General features: G+C 67.8%; 15 protein-coding genes. 11 read left to right on the top strand and 4 right to left on the bottom strand.

Going from position 1 to position 16,844, the window contains the following annotated elements:
* Positions 1–18: 18 nt before the first annotated feature.
* Complete coding sequence (locus QA600_RS11635; protein ID WP_278292111.1) at positions 19–1,068, top strand: FAD-dependent oxidoreductase; 1,050 nt, start codon at positions 19–21, stop codon at positions 1,066–1,068.
* A 159-nt stretch (positions 1,069–1,227) separates the two neighbouring features.
* Here QA600_RS11635 and QA600_RS11630 read toward each other — a convergent pair whose 3' ends face one another.
* Positions 1,228–2,412 (bottom strand): Xaa-Pro peptidase family protein, encoded by a 1,185-nt coding sequence (locus QA600_RS11630; protein WP_278292110.1) that lies wholly within the window; start codon positions 2,410–2,412, stop codon positions 1,228–1,230.
* 283 nt (positions 2,413–2,695) lie between these two features.
* On the opposite strand from QA600_RS11630, the gene QA600_RS11625 reads away from it, so the two are divergent.
* The 3 genes from QA600_RS11625 (at position 2,696) to aroA (ending at position 6,628) form a co-directional block, all read left to right on the top strand.
* The gene (locus QA600_RS11625) at positions 2,696–4,477 is read left to right on the top strand and encodes a carbamoyltransferase C-terminal domain-containing protein (protein ID WP_278292109.1); all 1,782 of its coding nucleotides are present in this window, start codon (positions 2,696–2,698) and stop codon (positions 4,475–4,477) included.
* Positions 4,478–4,582: 105 nt separating this feature from the next.
* Positions 4,583–5,227: an SDR family oxidoreductase gene (locus tag QA600_RS11620; RefSeq protein WP_278292108.1), complete on the top strand. Its 645-nt coding sequence runs from the start codon at positions 4,583–4,585 to the stop codon at positions 5,225–5,227.
* Between the two features lie 111 nt (positions 5,228–5,338).
* Positions 5,339–6,628, top strand: a complete 1,290-nt coding sequence (gene aroA, locus QA600_RS11615) for a 3-phosphoshikimate 1-carboxyvinyltransferase (protein WP_278292107.1) — start codon at positions 5,339–5,341, stop codon at positions 6,626–6,628.
* Positions 6,629–6,703: 75 nt separating this feature from the next.
* Here aroA and QA600_RS11610 read toward each other — a convergent pair whose 3' ends face one another.
* Positions 6,704–7,435 carry a GNAT family N-acetyltransferase gene (locus QA600_RS11610; protein WP_278292106.1) on the bottom strand — a complete coding sequence of 244 codons (732 nt, stop codon included), beginning with the start codon at positions 7,433–7,435 and terminating at the stop codon, positions 6,704–6,706.
* 107 nt (positions 7,436–7,542) lie between these two features.
* Here QA600_RS11610 and QA600_RS11605 point away from each other — a divergent pair, with 107 nt between their 5' ends.
* Both QA600_RS11605 and QA600_RS11600 read left to right on the top strand, forming a co-directional pair.
* The gene (locus tag QA600_RS11605; protein ID WP_278292105.1) at positions 7,543–8,805 is read left to right on the top strand and encodes an alkaline phosphatase family protein; all 1,263 of its coding nucleotides are present in this window, start codon (positions 7,543–7,545) and stop codon (positions 8,803–8,805) included.
* A 52-nt stretch (positions 8,806–8,857) separates the two neighbouring features.
* A complete protein-coding gene (locus QA600_RS11600; protein WP_278292104.1) occupies positions 8,858–9,070 on the top strand; it encodes a hypothetical protein in 213 nt (70 codons plus the stop codon).
* An 18-nt stretch (positions 9,071–9,088) separates the two neighbouring features.
* On the opposite strand, the gene QA600_RS11595 is transcribed toward QA600_RS11600, so the two are convergent.
* Positions 9,089–9,628 (bottom strand): FxLYD domain-containing protein, encoded by a 540-nt coding sequence (locus QA600_RS11595; RefSeq protein ID WP_278292103.1) that lies wholly within the window; start codon positions 9,626–9,628, stop codon positions 9,089–9,091.
* Between the two features lie 319 nt (positions 9,629–9,947).
* On the opposite strand from QA600_RS11595, the gene aroC reads away from it, so the two are divergent.
* From aroC to QA600_RS11570, 5 genes are all read left to right on the top strand, one after another.
* Complete coding sequence (gene aroC / locus QA600_RS11590; RefSeq protein ID WP_278292102.1) at positions 9,948–11,099, top strand: chorismate synthase; 1,152 nt, start codon at positions 9,948–9,950, stop codon at positions 11,097–11,099.
* 154 nt (positions 11,100–11,253) lie between these two features.
* On the top strand, positions 11,254–12,342 hold the full coding sequence (locus QA600_RS11585; protein WP_278292101.1) for a thiamine pyrophosphate-dependent dehydrogenase E1 component subunit alpha: 1,089 nt from the start codon (positions 11,254–11,256) through the stop codon (positions 12,340–12,342).
* Complete coding sequence (locus QA600_RS11580; RefSeq protein ID WP_278292099.1) at positions 12,339–13,349, top strand: alpha-ketoacid dehydrogenase subunit beta; 1,011 nt, start codon at positions 12,339–12,341, stop codon at positions 13,347–13,349. The genes QA600_RS11585 and QA600_RS11580 overlap by 4 nt, the downstream gene beginning before the upstream one ends.
* On the top strand, positions 13,349–14,380 hold the full coding sequence (locus tag QA600_RS11575) for an NAD(+)/NADH kinase (RefSeq protein WP_278292098.1): 1,032 nt from the start codon (positions 13,349–13,351) through the stop codon (positions 14,378–14,380). The genes QA600_RS11580 and QA600_RS11575 overlap by 1 nt, the downstream gene beginning before the upstream one ends.
* Positions 14,381–14,436: 56 nt before the next feature.
* Positions 14,437–14,946 (top strand): VOC family protein, encoded by a 510-nt coding sequence (locus tag QA600_RS11570; protein ID WP_278292097.1) that lies wholly within the window; start codon positions 14,437–14,439, stop codon positions 14,944–14,946.
* Between the two features lie 9 nt (positions 14,947–14,955).
* On the opposite strand, the gene QA600_RS11565 is transcribed toward QA600_RS11570, so the two are convergent.
* Positions 14,956–16,779: a 2-oxo acid dehydrogenase subunit E2 gene (locus QA600_RS11565; protein ID WP_278292096.1), complete on the bottom strand. Its 1,824-nt coding sequence runs from the start codon at positions 16,777–16,779 to the stop codon at positions 14,956–14,958.
* Between the last annotated feature and the right edge of the window lie 65 nt (positions 16,780–16,844).

Raw genomic sequence — 16,844 nt, 5'->3', positions numbered from 1 at the left:
TGCCCTCGAACCCCGCGTATGAAACGAATCGGGATCGTCGGCGCGGGTGTCGGCGCCGCCGGGGCGGCGTTCGCCCTCGAGGAGTCGACCGACGACGTTTCGGTGACGGTGCTCGAGAAGTCGGGCGGACTCTGCGGACGGGCCGCGACCCGTCGCCGGGACGACGTCGTCTACGACTACGGCGCGAACTACCTGAAGGCCGGCGACGAGCGGGTCGTCGAGCTGGTGACGGAGACGCTCCCGACGGAGGGCCTCGTCGATATCGACGAGCCCGTCTGGACGTTCGACCGGGGCGGCGCGATCGAACCCGGCCGCGACGCGGACGACCACAAGTGGACGTACCGACGGGGGCTGACCCAGCTCGCCAAGCGGCTGTTCGCCCGCACCGACGCGATGATCCACCGCGAGACGCGCGTCGAGCGACTGGTGCGAGACGAGGACGCCGGGACGTGGACCCTCGAGGACGCCGCCGGCAACCCGTGGGGGCCGTACGACGTTGTCCTCCTGAACCCGCCGGCGCCACAGACGGCGGCCCTACTCGAGTCGAGCGTCTGGGAGTCGGACCGACGGGAGTCGCTGCTCGAGGCAATCGCCGAGGTCTCCTACCGCCGGGTGTGGACCGGCGTCTTTCGCTACCCGTTCGAACTCGACGTCCCCTACTACGCGCTGGTCAACACCGACAAGGACCACGAGATCGGCTGGGTCAGCCGCGAGGAGTGCAAGCCCGACCACGTTCCCGACGGCGACTCCCTGCTGATTGTCCAGGCTAACCATGAGTGGTCGGTCGACCACTATGATCGTGACCCGGAGCGAAACCTCGCCGAACTCGCCGCGCTGACCGCCGGCCTGCTCGAGGACGACCGCCTCACCGAGCCGGAGTGGACCGACCACCAGGGCTGGCGTTACGCGATCCCCGAAGGCGGCGTCTCGAGTGACTCACTGGAGCGAGCGGAGTCAGAGGGGTTGTACTGCGTCGGCGACTGGACCGCGGGCGAGGGACGGATCCACGCGGCACTTCGAAACGGCCTCGAGGTCGGCGAGCGGATCGCCGAGCGACGTTGGGACTGAACGATCGGACAAAAGGGGGAGGGGGTGGATCAGCCGGGACGGCGTACCAGCGATTCGGACGCGGTTGGGGGGATCGGTCCCGGCTATCTCTTCGTTCAGCCCTCCAATATAAATGCTTTGTGAAGGGATTGAAAAATAGGCTAAGAGACATCGAGCCGCTCAGTTTGCCCGCGGCTCGAGTCGGATCGGATACTCGGTCAGGTTCTCGTAGCCGTCCTCGGTGACGACCACCAGGTCCTCGATGCGGACCCCGCCCACCTTGGGGTCGTAGATGCCGGGTTCGACCGTCACGACGTGACCCGGCTCGAGTTCGCCTCCGGTCGGTGAGAGACTGGGCTGTTCGTGGATGTCGAGGCCGACGCCGTGGCCGGTGCTGTGGATGAAGCCGGTTCCGGCGCTCGGATCGCTCCGGAGCGTCTCGTAGCCGGCGTCCTCGATGACGTCGCAGGTCGCGTCGTGGACGGCCGCGCCGGTGACACCCGGCTCGATCGCCTCGAGAGCAGCGTCGAACGCCTCGCGGGTGACATCGTACCGCCGCCGAGCCTCCTCGCTCGGCTCGCCGCGGACAAAGGTGCGGGTCATGTCCCCGAAGTAGCCGGTTCCCTTGTCCCGGGGGAAGATGTCGATCACGATCAGTTCGCCGGCCTCGAGGGTCCCGCTGCCGCGGTTGTGCGGGTCAGCGCCGTCGGCACCGCAGGCGACGATCGTCTCGTCGAGCGCACAGCCGTGGCGCAACAGTGCTATCTCGATCTCCTCCTTGACCCGTTCGCTGGTCAGCTCCTCGCCGTCGAGGACGAGCGCACCGTCTTCGACCTCGGCCGTCGCGATGAGTCGTTCGGCGACGGCCATCGCGGCCTCGTTGGCCGACTGCGTGGCGCTGATCTGGTTTGCCTCCCAGGGCGTCTTTGTCGCGCGGATCCCTTCGACGACGCCCTCGCGCTCGACGGCGACCTCGAGGCCCCGCTCGCGGAGCCCGTCTGCGGTTCCCGTCGGAAAGTTCCGCGGGACGGCGACCGAGTCGATCCCGTGATCGGCGAGGAACGCGGCGATCGTTCGCACCGTCCCCTCGTAGGAGCCGTGTTCGGCGACCAGTTCCTGATAGTCGTACGCCGATCGTCGGCTCACGGAGTCGGCGTCGGCCTCCTTCGTCGCGCGGCCGTACTCGAGCCCCGAAACCAGCAAATGAGCGTCGCCGTCGGCGGTAACGAGCGTCTGGTAGGCGTCGGGCGCCGTGAAGCCGGAGACGTAGCGCTGGTCGGAGTCGGAGTCGTCGTCGTCGATGAGGTAGCCGTCGAGCGAACCGTCCTCGAGGACGGCGAGCAGCGGGCCGAGATCGGGTTCCATGTCACGTGCTTCCGGAACCGTCCTACATAATTGCGGGGGTTGCGGACCGGCGTCGCCCCGCCAGAGCCGGATGCCCCGCCGTCGGTTCGGCGTTGCCGCCGGCGGGATCGGTTGGTGATCAAAACCGTCGCCGAACCCAGCATCGGACTCGAATCACCGTCGGGGCTCGATTACGGCTTCTCGAAATCCTCAGCATCATCAGGCGCTCGACATCTCTTACGCGAGACAAGTTTCGGGAAGACTTTGAATCCCCCTCACGGAGTGGTGGAACGAGTCCCCGCGAATGAGTTCGCCCTCGTATATCGTCGCCTGTAAGCCCGCGATCGGACTATACGGCCAGCACGATCCAAGCGCCGTCCTCTTCGAGGACGGGACGCCGGTCTTCGGTATCGAAGAGGAGCGGCTGACGCGGGACAAACACGCCGTCGACACGTTCCCCGAGCGGGCGATCCGCGCCTGCCTCGACTTTCGGGACCTCGAGCTCGCGGACCTCAAGCGAATCCTCCTCCCCTACGACCCGAAACTCCGCGCACGTATTCGACGCCACTACGTCACCGACGCGATCACGGCACAGGGGTTCGCCCGAAAGGTGTCGGCGCTCGAGAAGACGGTCGTCGACGAGATTCGGAGCCGTTTCTTCCCGACCAAGCAGGTCGAGAGCAGGCTCGAGTCGATCGGAACGCCGATCCCCCCCGTCGAGTGTCGCTCCCACCACCGCTGTCACGCCGCGAGCGCCTTCCATCCCTCCGGGTTCGACGACGCGTTAATCCTGACGATCGACGCGAAAGGCGAGTACGACTCGACAGTGATCTGGCGGGGCACCCCCGATGGCCTGGCGCGAGTCCGAACCTACGACCACCCGAACAGTCTCGGGCTCTTTTTCGCCATCGTCACCGAGTTCCTCGGCTACCGGATGTTCAACGGCGAGGGGAAGGTCATGGGGCTCGCTCCATACGGCGAGCGACGACCCGAAATCGAACGCACCCTGCGGAGCCTGATCGACACCGGCGTCGACTACGACGTCACGGCGTTGACCAGGCGCTGGGGGACCGGCTACGGCGTCCGCCAGCTCGAGGAGGCGTTCGGCCGGTCGCGAAACGACGAGCCCGGCCAGTTCGACCAGTGGGAGAAAGACCTCGCCCGCACCGCCCAGGAGCTGCTCGAGGAGACCGTCTGTGAGATCGTCGACGCCTACCTCGGCGCCTCCCGGTCGAACGACGTCGCGCTCGCGGGCGGCGTCGCGCTGAACTGCAAACTCAACAAGAGCGTACGAGAGCTCGAGGCGGTCGACGACACGTTCATCCAGCCCGTCGCCCACGACGCGGGGCTCGCCCTCGGCGCCGGCTGGCTCGAGCAGCGACCCGCCGACGTCGAAACCCAGACGACGGCCTACCTCGGCCCCGAGTACGGGACCGACGAGATCGAGTCGTTACTCGAGACGAACAAGATCCAGTACGGGAAACCCGACGACCTCGAGGGCTACGTCGCCGAACGGCTGGCCGACGGCGCCCTCGTCGGCTGGTTCCAGGGGCGGATGGAGATGGGGCCCCGAGCGCTTGGCGCCCGGAGCATCCTCGCCGATCCCCGGACCGCCGCATCGCGGGATCGGGTCAACAGGTACGTTAAACACCGCGAGGAGTGGCGACCGTTCGCCCCCTCGATGCTCGAGTCCGCGGCTCCCGAGTACCTGATCGACGGCCAGCCCGCCCCGTTCATGATCGACACCTTCGACGTCCGCCCCGAGAAGGTCGACGACCTCGAGGCAGTGCTCCACCCCGCAGACGACTCGACGCGACCCCAGACCGTCCGCGAGGACCAACACCCCCGCTACCACCAGCTGATCTCGGAGTTCGAGTCCATCACCGGCGTTCCGGTCGTCCTGAACACCTCCTTCAACGACCACGCCGAGCCGATCGTCAACACGCCCACGGAGGCGCTCAAGGACTTCTACGGGATGGGTCTGGACGTGCTCGTGCTCGAGGACTGCGTCGTCGAGAAGGCCGCAGGGAAGACCGGCGAGGGCGCGCTCGAGAGCGACGCCGTGGCCGGGCCGACGGACGAGTAGCCTCCCACTCCGCAGGGCGTTTCGACGACAGTCTCTCCTCTCGAACTCTTCCGGGGTTCGCCGACCGCAGCTCCTATTGGCGCCGTCGTGTTGTGACGGCACACGATGCACGTCGCAGTTATCGGCGCGAACGGCGGAATCGGCCGCGAGCTACTGCCCCGCCTCGCGGACGCCGGTCACGACCCGATCGGCGTCGTGCGAGACGAGTCCCAGTTCGACGAGATCCGCGAGCGCGGCGGCGAGCCACGCCTGGGCGACCTCGAGGGCGAGTTCGAATCGGCTCTCGAGGACGCCGACGCCGTCGTCTTCACGGCGGGCTCGGGCGGTGACACGGACTGGGGCAAGACGCTGCTGATCGACCTCTGGGGGGCGCGGCGGAGTATCGACGCCTGCCTCGAGCGCGGGATCGACCGGTTCGTGATGATCAGCGCCTACCGGGCCAGCGAGCCGCTTGGCGACCCCGAGGCGATGCGTCCCTACTGGGTCGCCAAGCGCTGTGCCGACGACTTCCTCGAGGCGTCCGCGCTCGACGCGACGATCCTCCGGCCGACGGCGCTGACCGATGACGAGGGGACGGGCCGCGTCTCGGCGACCTTTGAGTACGACGGCGAGGGCGGCGACGACATTCCGCGTGCTGACGTCGCCCAGGCGGTCGTCGCAGCGCTCGAGACCGACGAGACGATCGGCGAGACGATCAGGCTCTTCGGCGGCGATACCGCTATCGAGGACGCGGTTCGCCCCGAGCGCTGATCGCACGAACGGAGGTTTCGGCTCGGCGGTCGACTCGCGTCGACGGCGAACCCGTTCTGCAATACTACCAGCATCGGTACCGTGATAGGGCGCCCCTTCCCAGGAGTCGGTATGGACGTCACCATCACCCCCTCCCGCGTCGCGGGACGGGCTCGAGCGCCACCCTCGAAGAGCTACACCCACCGCGCGATCCTCGCCGCGGGCTACGCCTCGCAGACGACCGTCCGGGACGCCCTCTGGAGCGCCGACACGAAGGCCACAGCGCGCGCCGTCTCGCTGTTCGGCGGGAGCGTCGACCGCGACGACGACAGCCTCGAGGTCGAGGGCTTCGACGGCCAGCCGGGCGTTCCCGACGACGTCATCGACTGTGAGAACAGCGGGACGACGATGCGCCTCGTGACGGCGGCGGCGGCGCTGGCCGACGGGACGAGCGTCCTCACCGGCGACTCCTCGCTCCGGAGTCGGCCGCAGGGACCGCTGCTCGAGGCCATCGCCGATCTCGGCGGCGAAGCCTTCAGCACCCGCGGGAACGGGCAGGCGCCGCTGGTAATCACGGGACCGATCTCCGGTACCGAGGTCTCCATTCCCGGCGACGTCTCCTCGCAGTACATCACCGCCCTGCTGATGGCTGGCGCGGTAACCGAGGAGGGACTCGAGATCGGCCTCGAGACCGAGCTCAAGTCGGCGCCGTACGTCGATATCACGCTCGAGGTGCTCGACGATTTTGGCGTTGAGGCCCGCAAAACCGACGCCGGGTTCGCCGTCGACGGCGGCCAGCGATACGATCCCGCGGACGGCGAGTACCGCGTTCCCGGCGACTTCTCCTCGATCTCGTACCTGCTCGCGGCGGGCGCGATCGCCGGCGACGACGGGGTCCGAATCGAGGGCGCCAAGCCCAGCGCCCAGGGCGACACTGCGATCGTCGAGATCGTCGAGGAGATGGGCGCTGACGTCGACTGGAATCGGGAGGGCGGGACGATCGACGTCTCGGCGACCGATCTCGAGGGAGTCGAGGTCTCCGTCGAGGACACGCCGGACCTGCTGCCGACGATTGCGACGCTGGGCGCGGTCGCCGACGGCGAGACGATGATCACGAACGCCGAGCACGTCCGCTACAAGGAGACCGATCGGGTGAGCGCGATGGCCGAGGAGCTGGGGAAGCTGGGCGTCGAGACGACTGAAAAGCAGGAATCGCTGACGGTCCATGGCAGCGAATCGACCCTCGAGGGCGCCGCAGTCGATGGGCGAGGCGATCACCGCATCGTGATGGCGCTGGCGCTGGCGGGACTGGTCGCCGACGGCGAGACGACGATCGCGGGCGCCGAACACGTCGACGTCTCGTTCCCGAACTTCTTCGAGACGCTCGAGGAGCTGGGCGCGAGCCTCGAGCGCGACGACTGAGCGGTGTCCGACCTCGAGTGCGACGACTGACGGGAGCTACACTCGAGCCTGGAACCTCGGCGATCCGAACGGTCCTCAGAACGTGTAGGCCATCAACACCTCGTCGACGAACTCGTCGTCGATCGTGTAGTGGTTTCGACGGATGCCCTCGGTGTTCCAGCCGTGATCCTCGAGGAACGCCAGGGCCTCGTCGTTGGTCGCCGGAACGCTGTTGTACACCTTCCGGTAGCCGTTGGCTTCGGCCCAGTCGACCCCGCGGGTGAGCAGGGCGTCGCCGACGCCGCGTCTGCGGTGGTCGGGTCGGACGCCGACGGTGAGCTGGGCCGTCTCGCGGAGCTTCTCGACCTGTGGGAGGTCGAGGTGGACCCAGCCCGCGATCTCGTCGTCGATCGTGGCGACGAAGAACACCCGCGACTCGACGGTGTTGTGGCGGGTGACGGCATCCTCGTACAGCAGTTGCTCGGCGACGCTCTCGGCGACGACGTAGGACTCCTTCGAGGTTACGTCGCGGATCGCGTCGACGAGCCCGTCGAAGTCCCGGTTCTGCCCGGGACGGATGAGGTAGGTCCCGTCGTCGGTCTCGTACTCCTCGACCGAGCCGACGTCGAGCGCGAGCCGGACCGTGCCGCCGTCCTCCTCGAGGTAGCCCTTCGTCTCCAGTCCCTCGAGCTCCGTTCGGAACCGTTCGGGCGACAGCGACGTCATCTCCCGGATCCGGTGTCGAGCCGCCGTGCCGTGGCGCTCGACGTACTGGTAGATCGACCTGCTCGCCTCGCTCTCGAACGTCGGCCGCTCGGGTGCGCGCATAGGGGAGGTCATCGGGTGGCACGAGTATAGTCCTTGGCATTCGGTACCATACTTTCCGGACCGCCCGCGTCGGTGGTACTATCCCGGCCGCGATCATCGGAAGAGGCATGCGAGCGTCCCTCGAGTCGCGGCTCCGGCAGCGCCTGAGCGAGGGTGAGTACCTGTTTCCCGACTACGACGGCTACTGCGTCGCGAACGTGCCGGAGACGGCGCTGTCGCTGCTCGCGGAGGGGTTCGAGCGACGGCTGCCCGACGGCGCGATCGAGGGCGTCGACACGGACGTCGACAACGTCGTTCTCTTCCTGCTGGACGGGTTCGGCTACGAGCACTGGAAGCGCCACCGCGGGGTCCACCCGTTGCTCGATCGCTTCTCGACTGCCGGCACCGTGGCGCCGCTGACGACGGTCTATCCCTCCGAGACGGCCGCCGCGCTGACGACGATCAACACCGGTTCCTCGCCCGTCGAACACGGGCTGCTCGGCTGGTTCCAGTACCTCGAGTCCGCCGGCGAGATCGTCGAGACCCTGCCGTTTCGAACGGTCGAGGGCGACCCGCTGGCGGACGTCTCGCCGTCCTCGGCTGCGTCGGAACTGTTCGCCGGCTCGTCGATCTACGAGCGGGCCGAACGGGCGGGGATCGACACGTACGCGCTCCAGCCCGCCGAGTTGGTCGACTCGGGCTACACCCGGGCGACGACCGCGGGCGCCACCCGGGTCGGCTACGATACCGCGACCGACCTCGCGCTGTCGATCCGTCGCGCCCTCGAGGAGTCCGCGACCCCGGCGTACGTCTACGCCTACGAGCCGACGATCGACGCGGTCTCCCACGCCGAGGGAACGGGCACCGAACGGTACCGCCAGAACCTCGAGGCGATCCTCGAACGGCTCCACTACGAACTGGTCGAACGGCTCGACTCAGATCTTGCAAAGCGGACGCTGCTGGTGGTGACGGCCGACCACGGGATCGTCGACACCGCCCCCGAGGAGAACGTCGTGATGACCGACTGGGAGGCGTGGCCGGCACTGCGGGAGACGTTCCGCCGCGACGGGGCGGGTGAGCCGCGACTGCCGACGGGCAGTCCGCGCAACGTCCACTTCCACGTGCGACCGGATCGCCTCGAGGAGGCCCGGCGGATCGTCGAGTCGACCCTCGACGGGCGGACGTTCACCCGCGAGGAGGCACTCGAGCGCGGGCTGTTCGGTCCCGGCGAGCCGTCGGCGCTGTTCGACCGGCGCTGCGGCAATCTGCTCGCCGTCCACCGGAACCGCGGACTGTGGTGGACGGAGATGGATTCGATCGGGATGCACGGCGGGCTCACCGACGGGGAGATGCTGGTCCCCCTGGCTGCGGCCCGTCTAGATGTACTCTGAACGGACTGGTCCCGGGAGAAGACATATACGTTCACTGTCCCGTACCCCGAGCATGAGCCTTCCCGGCACGACCGACGTCCCGCCGGCCCTGGGGAACTTCCTCTATCTCGTCGGCGCGTTCCTCCTCACCGGAATCGCGACGATGGCGATCGTCGGCTTCACGGGCCTCGAGGGGGTCGCCGCCTACGCGGTCGCGGTCGCGTCGTTCGTCGCCATCTTCGTCGGACTGCTCGCCGCATACGATCGCTACTATCTCGTCGAGTGAGAGAAACGGAGCGGAGAGCTACAGCGGTGACCGCTCGACCGGTTCGGCCTCGATGACCCCGATCGCGTAGCTCGCGATCCCCTCCTCGAGCGTCATCACGCTGAACGACCACTCCTCCTCGTCGGCCAGCTCGGAGGTACTCGTCGTGGCCTCGTCGATCCGCTCGCCGTCGGCGTCGTGGAAGACGATACCCACTCGAACGGATCGAACGTCCTCGCCCGACTCGTTGACGATGAGCCCTTCGACCGAGCCCGAGAGGTCGTCTTCGACGAGCTCGTGTTCTTCGATCACGAGGCCCTCGATCGGCGGCCCCTCCTCGATCCGTTCCTCGAGACCGTCCTCGCCGTCGCTCTCCTCCGTCTCGTCCTCGTCCTCGTCGTCAGTGTCTTCGTCTTCGTCGTCGCCGTTTTCATCGTCAGTTTCGTCGTCGCTTCCGACCTCGGTGTCGTCCGTTTCGTCTTCGATATCGTCGGCTCCGTCCCCATCTTCGGACGCGCATCCGGCGAGGAGTGCCGAGACTGTAACGCCTGTTCCAAGTAGCACCGTTCGTCTGTGCATGCGAGAGCGTATCCCGTTCGTCGAGTTGAGTATAGGCCGCCTATCCCTCGAGGAGGGATCGTTACCAGCCGTGCGGGTCGTCGTACGCCGTGCTTATCTCGCCCGGGGAGGGTACGTCCGTCGGTCGGTCGGACTCCTCGAGGGCGCCGAACCCGTCCCGCTCGAGTCGATCCGTTGTGCCGGTTCTCGAGCGTGGTAGGTGGCTCCTTCCAGTGACGGAGCGATCGGAACCTTCCTCGTAACTTCGGTTCGGTCCCGCGCTTCCGGATCTTGCACCGATCCTGCACCCCTAAGTGTCCGCGTCCCCGAGGGGGTCCCAATGAACGGCAACCGCTTCGGTCGCCTCTTCCAGGTGACCACGTTCGGCGAGAGTCACGGGGAGGCGATGGGCTGTACCGTCTCGGGCTGTCCCGCGGGTCTCGAGCTTTCCGAGGAGGACATCCAGGCCGACCTCGATCGGCGCAAGCCCGGCCAGTCGATGATCACGACCAGCCGCGGCGAGCCCGATGACGTCTCGATCAAGTCCGGCATTCAGGACGGCTACACGACAGGGACGCCGATCGGCATGGTGATCCAGAACAAGGACGCCCGCTCGGGCAAGTACGAACCCTTCATTACCGCGCCCCGACCGAGCCACGGCGACTTCACTTACTCGGCGAAGTTCGGCACGCGCAACTGGGGCGGCGGCGGTCGCTCGTCGGCCCGCGAGACGGTCAACTGGGTCGCCGCGGGCGCCATCGCCAAGAAGCTCCTCGAGCGCGAGGGAATCGAACTCAAGGCTCACGTGAACCAGATCGGCGACGTCGAGGCGCCCGAGGTGAGCTTCGAGGAGATCAAAGAACACAGCGAGGAAAACGACGTCCGCTGTGCCCACCCCGAGACCGCAGCGGAGATGCAGGAACTGATCGAGGAGTACCAGGACGAAGGCGACTCGATCGGCGGCTCGATCTACTTCGAAGCGCAGGGTGTGCCGGTCGGCCTCGGCGCGCCCCGCTTTGACTCCCTCTCGGCCCGACTCGGGCAGGCGATGATGGCGGTGCCCGCGACGACGGCCTTCGAGTTCGGCCTCGGCACCGAGGCCGCGGAGTGGACCGGCAAGGACCGCAACGACGACTGGGAGTTCGATGCCGAGGGGAACCCGACCCCCGTCGAGAACGACCACGGCGGGATCCAGGGCGGGATCTCGAGCGGCGAGCCAATCTACGGCGAGGTCACCCTCCACGCCCCGACCTCGATCCCCAAGAGCCAGCAGACGGCCGACTGGGAGACGGGCGAACTCAAGGAGGAGCAGGTCATCGGCCGCCACGATCCCGTTTTGCCGCCCCGCGGCGTGCCCGTCGTCGAGGCGATGCTCGCGCTCACGCTCGTCGACTTCATGCTGCTGTCTGGCCGGATGAACCCCGACCGTGTCGACGATCAGCCCGGTGAGTACGATACCGACTATCATCCGAGCAGCCCGCGAAACGAGTAACCGGCCCTTCCCCGGAAGAAGACAGCCGTACGTCCGGATTTGTGGCGTTCCGCTCGGCATGCGGTCGCGGTGTCGACAACCTGAAGGCTCCCGTGGTACCACTTCGTGGTGACTGCTAGCACTTATTGTGGATGTTGTGGAAGCCTAGCCTGCTATGGGAGGACTTGACATAGAGACCGAAGAGGGGCGGCGAGAGGCGTTGCGCCGAATGCTGACGATCCGGGCGTTCGATAGTGAGGCCGGGGACCGGTTCGCAGACGGCGAGATCCCTGGCTTCGTCCACCTCTACATCGGCGAGGAGGCGGTCGGCGTCGGCACCTGCGCGTCGCTCGAGGACGAGGATTACATCGCGAGCACCCACCGCGGTCACGGCCACTGTATCGCGAAGGGACTGGATCCGAAGTACATGATGGCCGAACTGTACGGGAAAGCCGAGGGCTACTGCAACGGCAAGGGTGGCTCGATGCACATCGCCGACGTCGACGCGGGGATGCTCGGCGCCAACGGGATCGTCGGCGCGGGCCCGCCACTCGCAACCGGCGCGGCGCTGTCGATCGACTACCAGGACCGCGACCAGGTCGCGGTCGGCTTCCTCGGCGACGGCGCGGTCGCCCAAGGCCAGGTCCACGAGGCGATGAACCTCGCGGCCACGTGGGATCTGCCGGCTATCTTCGTCATTGAGAACAACCACTACGGCGAAGGGACTCCCGTCGAGGAGCAACACAACGTCGATAACCTGAGCGACACGGCTCAGGCCTACGACATTCCGGGACTGACCGTCGACGGGATGGACGTCACGGCGGTCGCGGAGGCCGTCGGCGAGGCCCGCGCCCGCGCCAGGGCTGGCGACGGGCCGTCGCTGATCGAGGCCGAGACCTACCGCTACCGGGGCCACTACGAGGGTGACGAGGAGCCCTACCGCGACGAGGACGAGATCGAGCGCTGGAAGGCGCGGGATCCGATCGACTCGTTCAAGGAACGGCTGATCGACCGGGGCGAGCTCACCGCCGAGGAGTTCGACGAGCTCGAACACGAGATCGAAGCCGAGATCGAGGCGGCGGTCGAGTACGCCCAGAGCGCGGAGCCGCCGGCGCCCCACGAAGCCTACGAGGACATGTTCGCCGAGACACCCCCCGAGATCGAGCGCTTTGCGACTGCCGCGCGGACTGATGGAGGTGAGCGAATCGAAGATTCGCGATCCACATCGGATCGTTCGCGATCCGAGGGAGGTGAACGACGATGACCGCCCAGGCCGAACGCGAACTCGAGACCGAGACGGAGACGATGACCGTCCGGGAGGCCGTCCGTCAGGCGCTGCGTGAGGAGCTCGAGCGCGACGAGGACGTCTACATCATGGGCGAGGACGTCGGCCTCTTCGGGGGCGTCCTCGAAGTCACGAGCGGACTGTACGACGAGTTCGGCGGCGAGCGCGTGCGGGATACGCCGATCAGCGAGGCCGGCTTTATGGGTGCGGCGACGGGTGCGGCGGCGACGGGCACCCGCCCAGTCGTCGAGCTCATGTTCTCCGACTTCGCGGGGGTCTCGATGGAGCAGATCATGAACCAGATGGCGAAGATGCGCTACATGTTCGGCGGAAAGGCCGAGATGCCGGTCACCGTCCGCACCACCGAGGGCGGCGGCATGGGCGCCGCCAGCCAGCACTCGGGGACGATTCATACGTGGATGGCCCACTTCCCCGGACTGATGGCCGTCGCCCCCGGCACCGCCGCGAGCGCGAAGGGGCTGACCAAGGCCGCGATCCGCTCCGACGACCCCGTTTTCGTCTTCGAGAACAAGATGATCTACGAGCAGGAGGGCGCGGTGCCGACCGACGACGAGTTTACCATCCCGCTTGGCGAGGCTGCCATCGAACGCGAAGGCGAGGACGTCACCGTCGTCGCCACCCAGCGGCTGGTCGGCGAGTCGCTCCAGACCGCCGAGAGCCTGGCCGAGGCCGGCGTCGAGGCCGAGGTAATCGACCCCCGTTCGCTGTACCCCCTCGACACGGAGACGATCGTCGAGAGCGTCCGGAAGACGGGACGGCTCATCGTCGCCGACGAGAGCCCGCTGTCGTACGGAACCCACGCCGAGATCGTCGCCCGCGTCCAGGAGGAGGCGTTCTTCAGCCTCGACGCGCCGATCCAGCGGGTCGGGACACCGGACACGCACATGCCGTTTAGCACGCCCCTCGAGCAGGAGGTCCTGCCCGACGGCGATGATGTCCGCGAGGCGATCGAGCGGGTGACGTAGTGGCCCGCGTCGGACTGGTCGTCAACCCCGCGGCCGGACGCGACATTCGGCGGCTCACCGGCGGCGCCAGCGTCGTCGACAACTACGCGAAGCGACGGGTCGCTGACTGCGTCCTCGAGGGGCTGACCGCGGTCGCCGACCGCCCATCCGTCCGGCTGATGCCCGACCGGTCCGGGATCGCCGACCACATCCTTGAGGAGGCGCCCGACGCGATCGAGGCCGAAGCCCTCGAGATGCCGGTCGAGAACACGGCCGCGGACACGCGCCGGGCAGCCGCGCGGTTTCGCGAGGCGGGAGTCGGTGCCGTCGTCGTCCTCGGCGGGGACGGAACGACCCGCGACGTCGCGAGCGAGATCGGCTCGGTGCCGGTCGTCGCGGTCTCGACGGGAACGAACAATGTCGTCCCCTCAGCCGTCGACGGTACCGTTGCGGGCGTCGCCGCGGCGCTGGTCGCGACGGGCGCCGTCCTGGCTGCTGACGTTGTCGATCGACATGGACGGATCGAGGCTCGAGCCGAGACCCCGAACGGCGAGAAACGACTTACCGCGCTGGCAGCGGCCGAGGTCTCCTCCCGGTCGTTCATCGGTTCCAGGGCGCTACTCGATCCCGACGACCTTCGCGGGGGCGTGGTCTCGAGAGCGCGGCCGGGCGACATCGGACTTCCAGCGATTGCCGGTGCGCTCGAGCCTGTCGCACCCGACGAACCTGGCGGCGTCGCCGTGCGACTCACCGATCCCGAGAACTCCCCGAGAACCGCCCGTGCGGTGCTCGCACCGGGCGTCGTGGCGACCGTCGGAATCGAGTCGTGCGAACGGGTCGATTCCGACGAGCCGGTCACGTTCGAGGTTCCGGACGGCGTCGTCGGCGCCGACGGCGAGCGTGAACTCGAACTCACCGACGCAAGCGTCGAGTTTCGGGTTCGCTCTGACGGGCCGCGGCTGGTCGATGTCGACGCCGCGCTCACGATCGGAGCCAACGCCGGCGCGTTCGCGCTCGAGGCGACCGACGCACCGCCGGCACCGGAGGACTGAGAGGGTCGGTCGAGCGGACGCCAAACGCTATTTCCCTGGCCGTCGACACGCATGCCATGGTCAACGAGAACATACCACAACTCGAGATCGAGCTCCCCGAACTCTCGCAGGTCGCGTTCGTCGTCGAGGATATCGAAGACGGGATGGATCGTTTCAGCGGGCTCCTTGGGATCGGTCCCTGGGAGATCCACCGCTTCGAGCCGCCCGCGATGACCGACCGGACCTTCCGGGGCGAGGACGGCGAGTTCTCGATGCTGCTCGCACTGACACAGCTCGGCGACACGATGATCGAGCTGATCGAACCGCTCGAGGGACCGAGCATCTACACGGAACACCTCGAGGAGCATGGCGAGGGACTCCACCACGTCGCCTGCTTCGCGTTCGATGACCCTCACGCCGTCGTCGAGGAGTTTGAGGACGCGGGGATGCCGGTGCTCCAGAGCGGGAACTACGAGGGCGTCGAGTTCTGGTACTTCGACACCGCAGACGAACTCAACGGGACGATCTTCGAGACCGCGGCGAACGTCGATTCGATCCCCGAGCCCGACGCGACGTACCCCGACTAAGCGGGTTTCTCACATCCGCTCCCAGGACAGCTCGAGCGGGAGGTCCTCCCGGAGCAGCTGCGAGACGTGACAGCCCCGCTCGCCGAGGTCGACGATCCGCTCGAGGGTCTCGTCGTCGGCGTCGCTCTCGAGGCGAACCGTCGCCGCGATCCGCTCGACGGCGCCGTGTTCGGGTTCGGCGTCGGTCGTGACGTCGATCTCGCCGACGGCGGCGTCGCGCTTTTCGGCCTGGAATCGGATCGAGAGCGAGAGACAGGCGGCCAGCCCGCCGAGGAAGACGTCGACCGGGGTCGGTCCCGTCTCGGTGCCGCCGGCCGCTTCGGGCTCGTCGTAGCCCCACTCGAACGAGCCCGCCTCGATCGTACCGGCCATCCCCTTGGCGTTCGAGGCACTGACGGTTCGTTCGGGCATCTCCGTTTCGGCCGTGTCGGCTCGAACGCCGGCCTCGGCGTCGACTTCCTCGGGAAGTAGCGACCACGGTTCCTCGACGCGCTCGATCAGCGTCTCGAGGAACCTGGCGGCGTCGGCCCCGTCGACGACCCGGTGGTCGAAGGAGAGATCGAACGGGAGGTGACGGCGCCACTCGACCTCGTCGTCGGGACCTCGCGTCGGTCGCTCGGCGACGGCGTCGATCCCGAGGATCGCGACCTGTGGTGGATTGATGATCGGATCGAACGACTCGACGCCGAGCACGCCGAGGTTCGTCATTGTGAACGTTCCTCCCTGCAGGTCGTCCATCGTGTACTCGCCCTCGAGGGCGGCCCCGACGAGCTCGCGGCGCTCGCGTGCAACCGCCTCGAGCGACTTCTCCTCGACGTTCCGGAGCACCGGCGCGATAAGCCCCTGCTCGACGTCGACGGCGATCCCGAGGTTGTGGTCGGTCCAGAGGCGGTGGGTGTCGTCCTCGAAGGTCGCGTTGAACGCGGGGTGGTCCTCGAGAGCTGCCGAGACCGCGAGCAAGAGGACGTCCTGGACGGAGACGTCCGTCTCGAGTGCGTCGTCCGCGGCGTCGACAGCGGCGAACAGTGCCTCGGCGTCGGCCTCGCGGTGGGCCGTAACGTGGACGGCCTCGCGGTAGCTCTCGCCGAGCCGCGAGGCGATCGTTCGACGCATCCCGTCAAAGGGACGCTCCTCGCGGAGCGTTCGTCCGGTGTCGTCGACCGACTCGACAGCCGCCTCGACGTCCTCCTCGGTGACCGACCCCTGATACCCCGTCCCCTCGACGGTCGCGAGGTCGACGCCCAGCTCCTCGGCGCGCTTGCGGGCCCGCGGAGAGGCCTGGACCTCCGCCGTCGCGCCCTCGTCAGTCTCGGACGCACGCTCAACGTCGTCCTCGGTGATCGCGCCCTGATACCCCGTTCCCTCAACGGTCGCGAGCTCCACGCCGAGCTCCTCGGCGCGTTTGCGTGCTCGCGGTGAGACCTTGCCCGCGTCGGCGGTCGACCCCGACCCCGCCGCGGCCACCGACGCGGCGCCGTCGGTTTGGGCGCTCGCGTCCGTATCCGCGCTCGCGTCCGTGGTCGCCTCGACGGCCTCGCCGCCGACGTCCTCGAGCTCCGCCTCGACCTGGGCCTCGAGGTCGTCGATCTCGTCGTCGGCGGGAGCGACGATCCCGATCGGCGTCCCGGGCGGGACCGTCTCGCCGGGCTCGAGGTACGTCCGCCGGAGGACGCCGTGTTCTCGGGCCTGGATCTCTCCGATACTCTTCTCGGACTCGACCTCGGCGACGAGTTCGCCCTCCTCTACCGTCTCGCCCTCGGTTATCTCCCACCCCAGGAGCTCTCCGCGCTCCATCTCCAGTCCGAGCTTCGGCATCTTGACAACGTACCCCATGTCAATACTACGCAGCACACCGCGTCACTAAAACGTATCTCTCGGCCGGAGCAGCTGAACCGGGG

It is taken from the genome of Natronococcus sp. A-GB1, assembly GCF_029688845.1.
Classification (GTDB): Archaea; Halobacteriota; Halobacteria; order Halobacteriales; family Natrialbaceae; genus Natronococcus.
Note: the sequence above shows the minus strand (reverse complement) of the source record. Positions and strands in the feature narration are given on the sequence as shown.

What these genes read in the sequence shown, in the direction of transcription:
- QA600_RS11595 (WP_278292103.1), bottom strand. Translation starts at nt 9,628, where the DNA reads ATGCACAGACGAACGGTGCTACTTGGAACAGGCGTTACAGTCTCGGCA.
- QA600_RS11600 (WP_278292104.1), top strand. Translation starts at nt 8,858, where the DNA reads ATGAGCCTTCCCGGCACGACCGACGTCCCGCCGGCCCTGGGGAACTTC.
- aroA (WP_278292107.1), top strand. Translation starts at nt 5,339, where the DNA reads ATGGACGTCACCATCACCCCCTCCCGCGTCGCGGGACGGGCTCGAGCG.
- QA600_RS11570 (WP_278292097.1), top strand. Translation starts at nt 14,437, where the DNA reads ATGGTCAACGAGAACATACCACAACTCGAGATCGAGCTCCCCGAACTC.
- aroC (WP_278292102.1), top strand. Translation starts at nt 9,948, where the DNA reads ATGAACGGCAACCGCTTCGGTCGCCTCTTCCAGGTGACCACGTTCGGC.
- QA600_RS11565 (WP_278292096.1), bottom strand. Translation starts at nt 16,779, where the DNA reads ATGGGGTACGTTGTCAAGATGCCGAAGCTCGGACTGGAGATGGAGCGC.
- QA600_RS11605 (WP_278292105.1), top strand. Translation starts at nt 7,543, where the DNA reads ATGCGAGCGTCCCTCGAGTCGCGGCTCCGGCAGCGCCTGAGCGAGGGT.
- QA600_RS11585 (WP_278292101.1), top strand. Translation starts at nt 11,254, where the DNA reads ATGGGAGGACTTGACATAGAGACCGAAGAGGGGCGGCGAGAGGCGTTG.
- QA600_RS11625 (WP_278292109.1), top strand. Translation starts at nt 2,696, where the DNA reads ATGAGTTCGCCCTCGTATATCGTCGCCTGTAAGCCCGCGATCGGACTA.
- QA600_RS11635 (WP_278292111.1), top strand. Translation starts at nt 19, where the DNA reads ATGAAACGAATCGGGATCGTCGGCGCGGGTGTCGGCGCCGCCGGGGCG.
- QA600_RS11630 (WP_278292110.1), bottom strand. Translation starts at nt 2,412, where the DNA reads ATGGAACCCGATCTCGGCCCGCTGCTCGCCGTCCTCGAGGACGGTTCG.
- QA600_RS11610 (WP_278292106.1), bottom strand. Translation starts at nt 7,435, where the DNA reads ATGCGCGCACCCGAGCGGCCGACGTTCGAGAGCGAGGCGAGCAGGTCG.
- QA600_RS11580 (WP_278292099.1), top strand. Translation starts at nt 12,339, where the DNA reads ATGACCGCCCAGGCCGAACGCGAACTCGAGACCGAGACGGAGACGATG.
- QA600_RS11620 (WP_278292108.1), top strand. Translation starts at nt 4,583, where the DNA reads ATGCACGTCGCAGTTATCGGCGCGAACGGCGGAATCGGCCGCGAGCTA.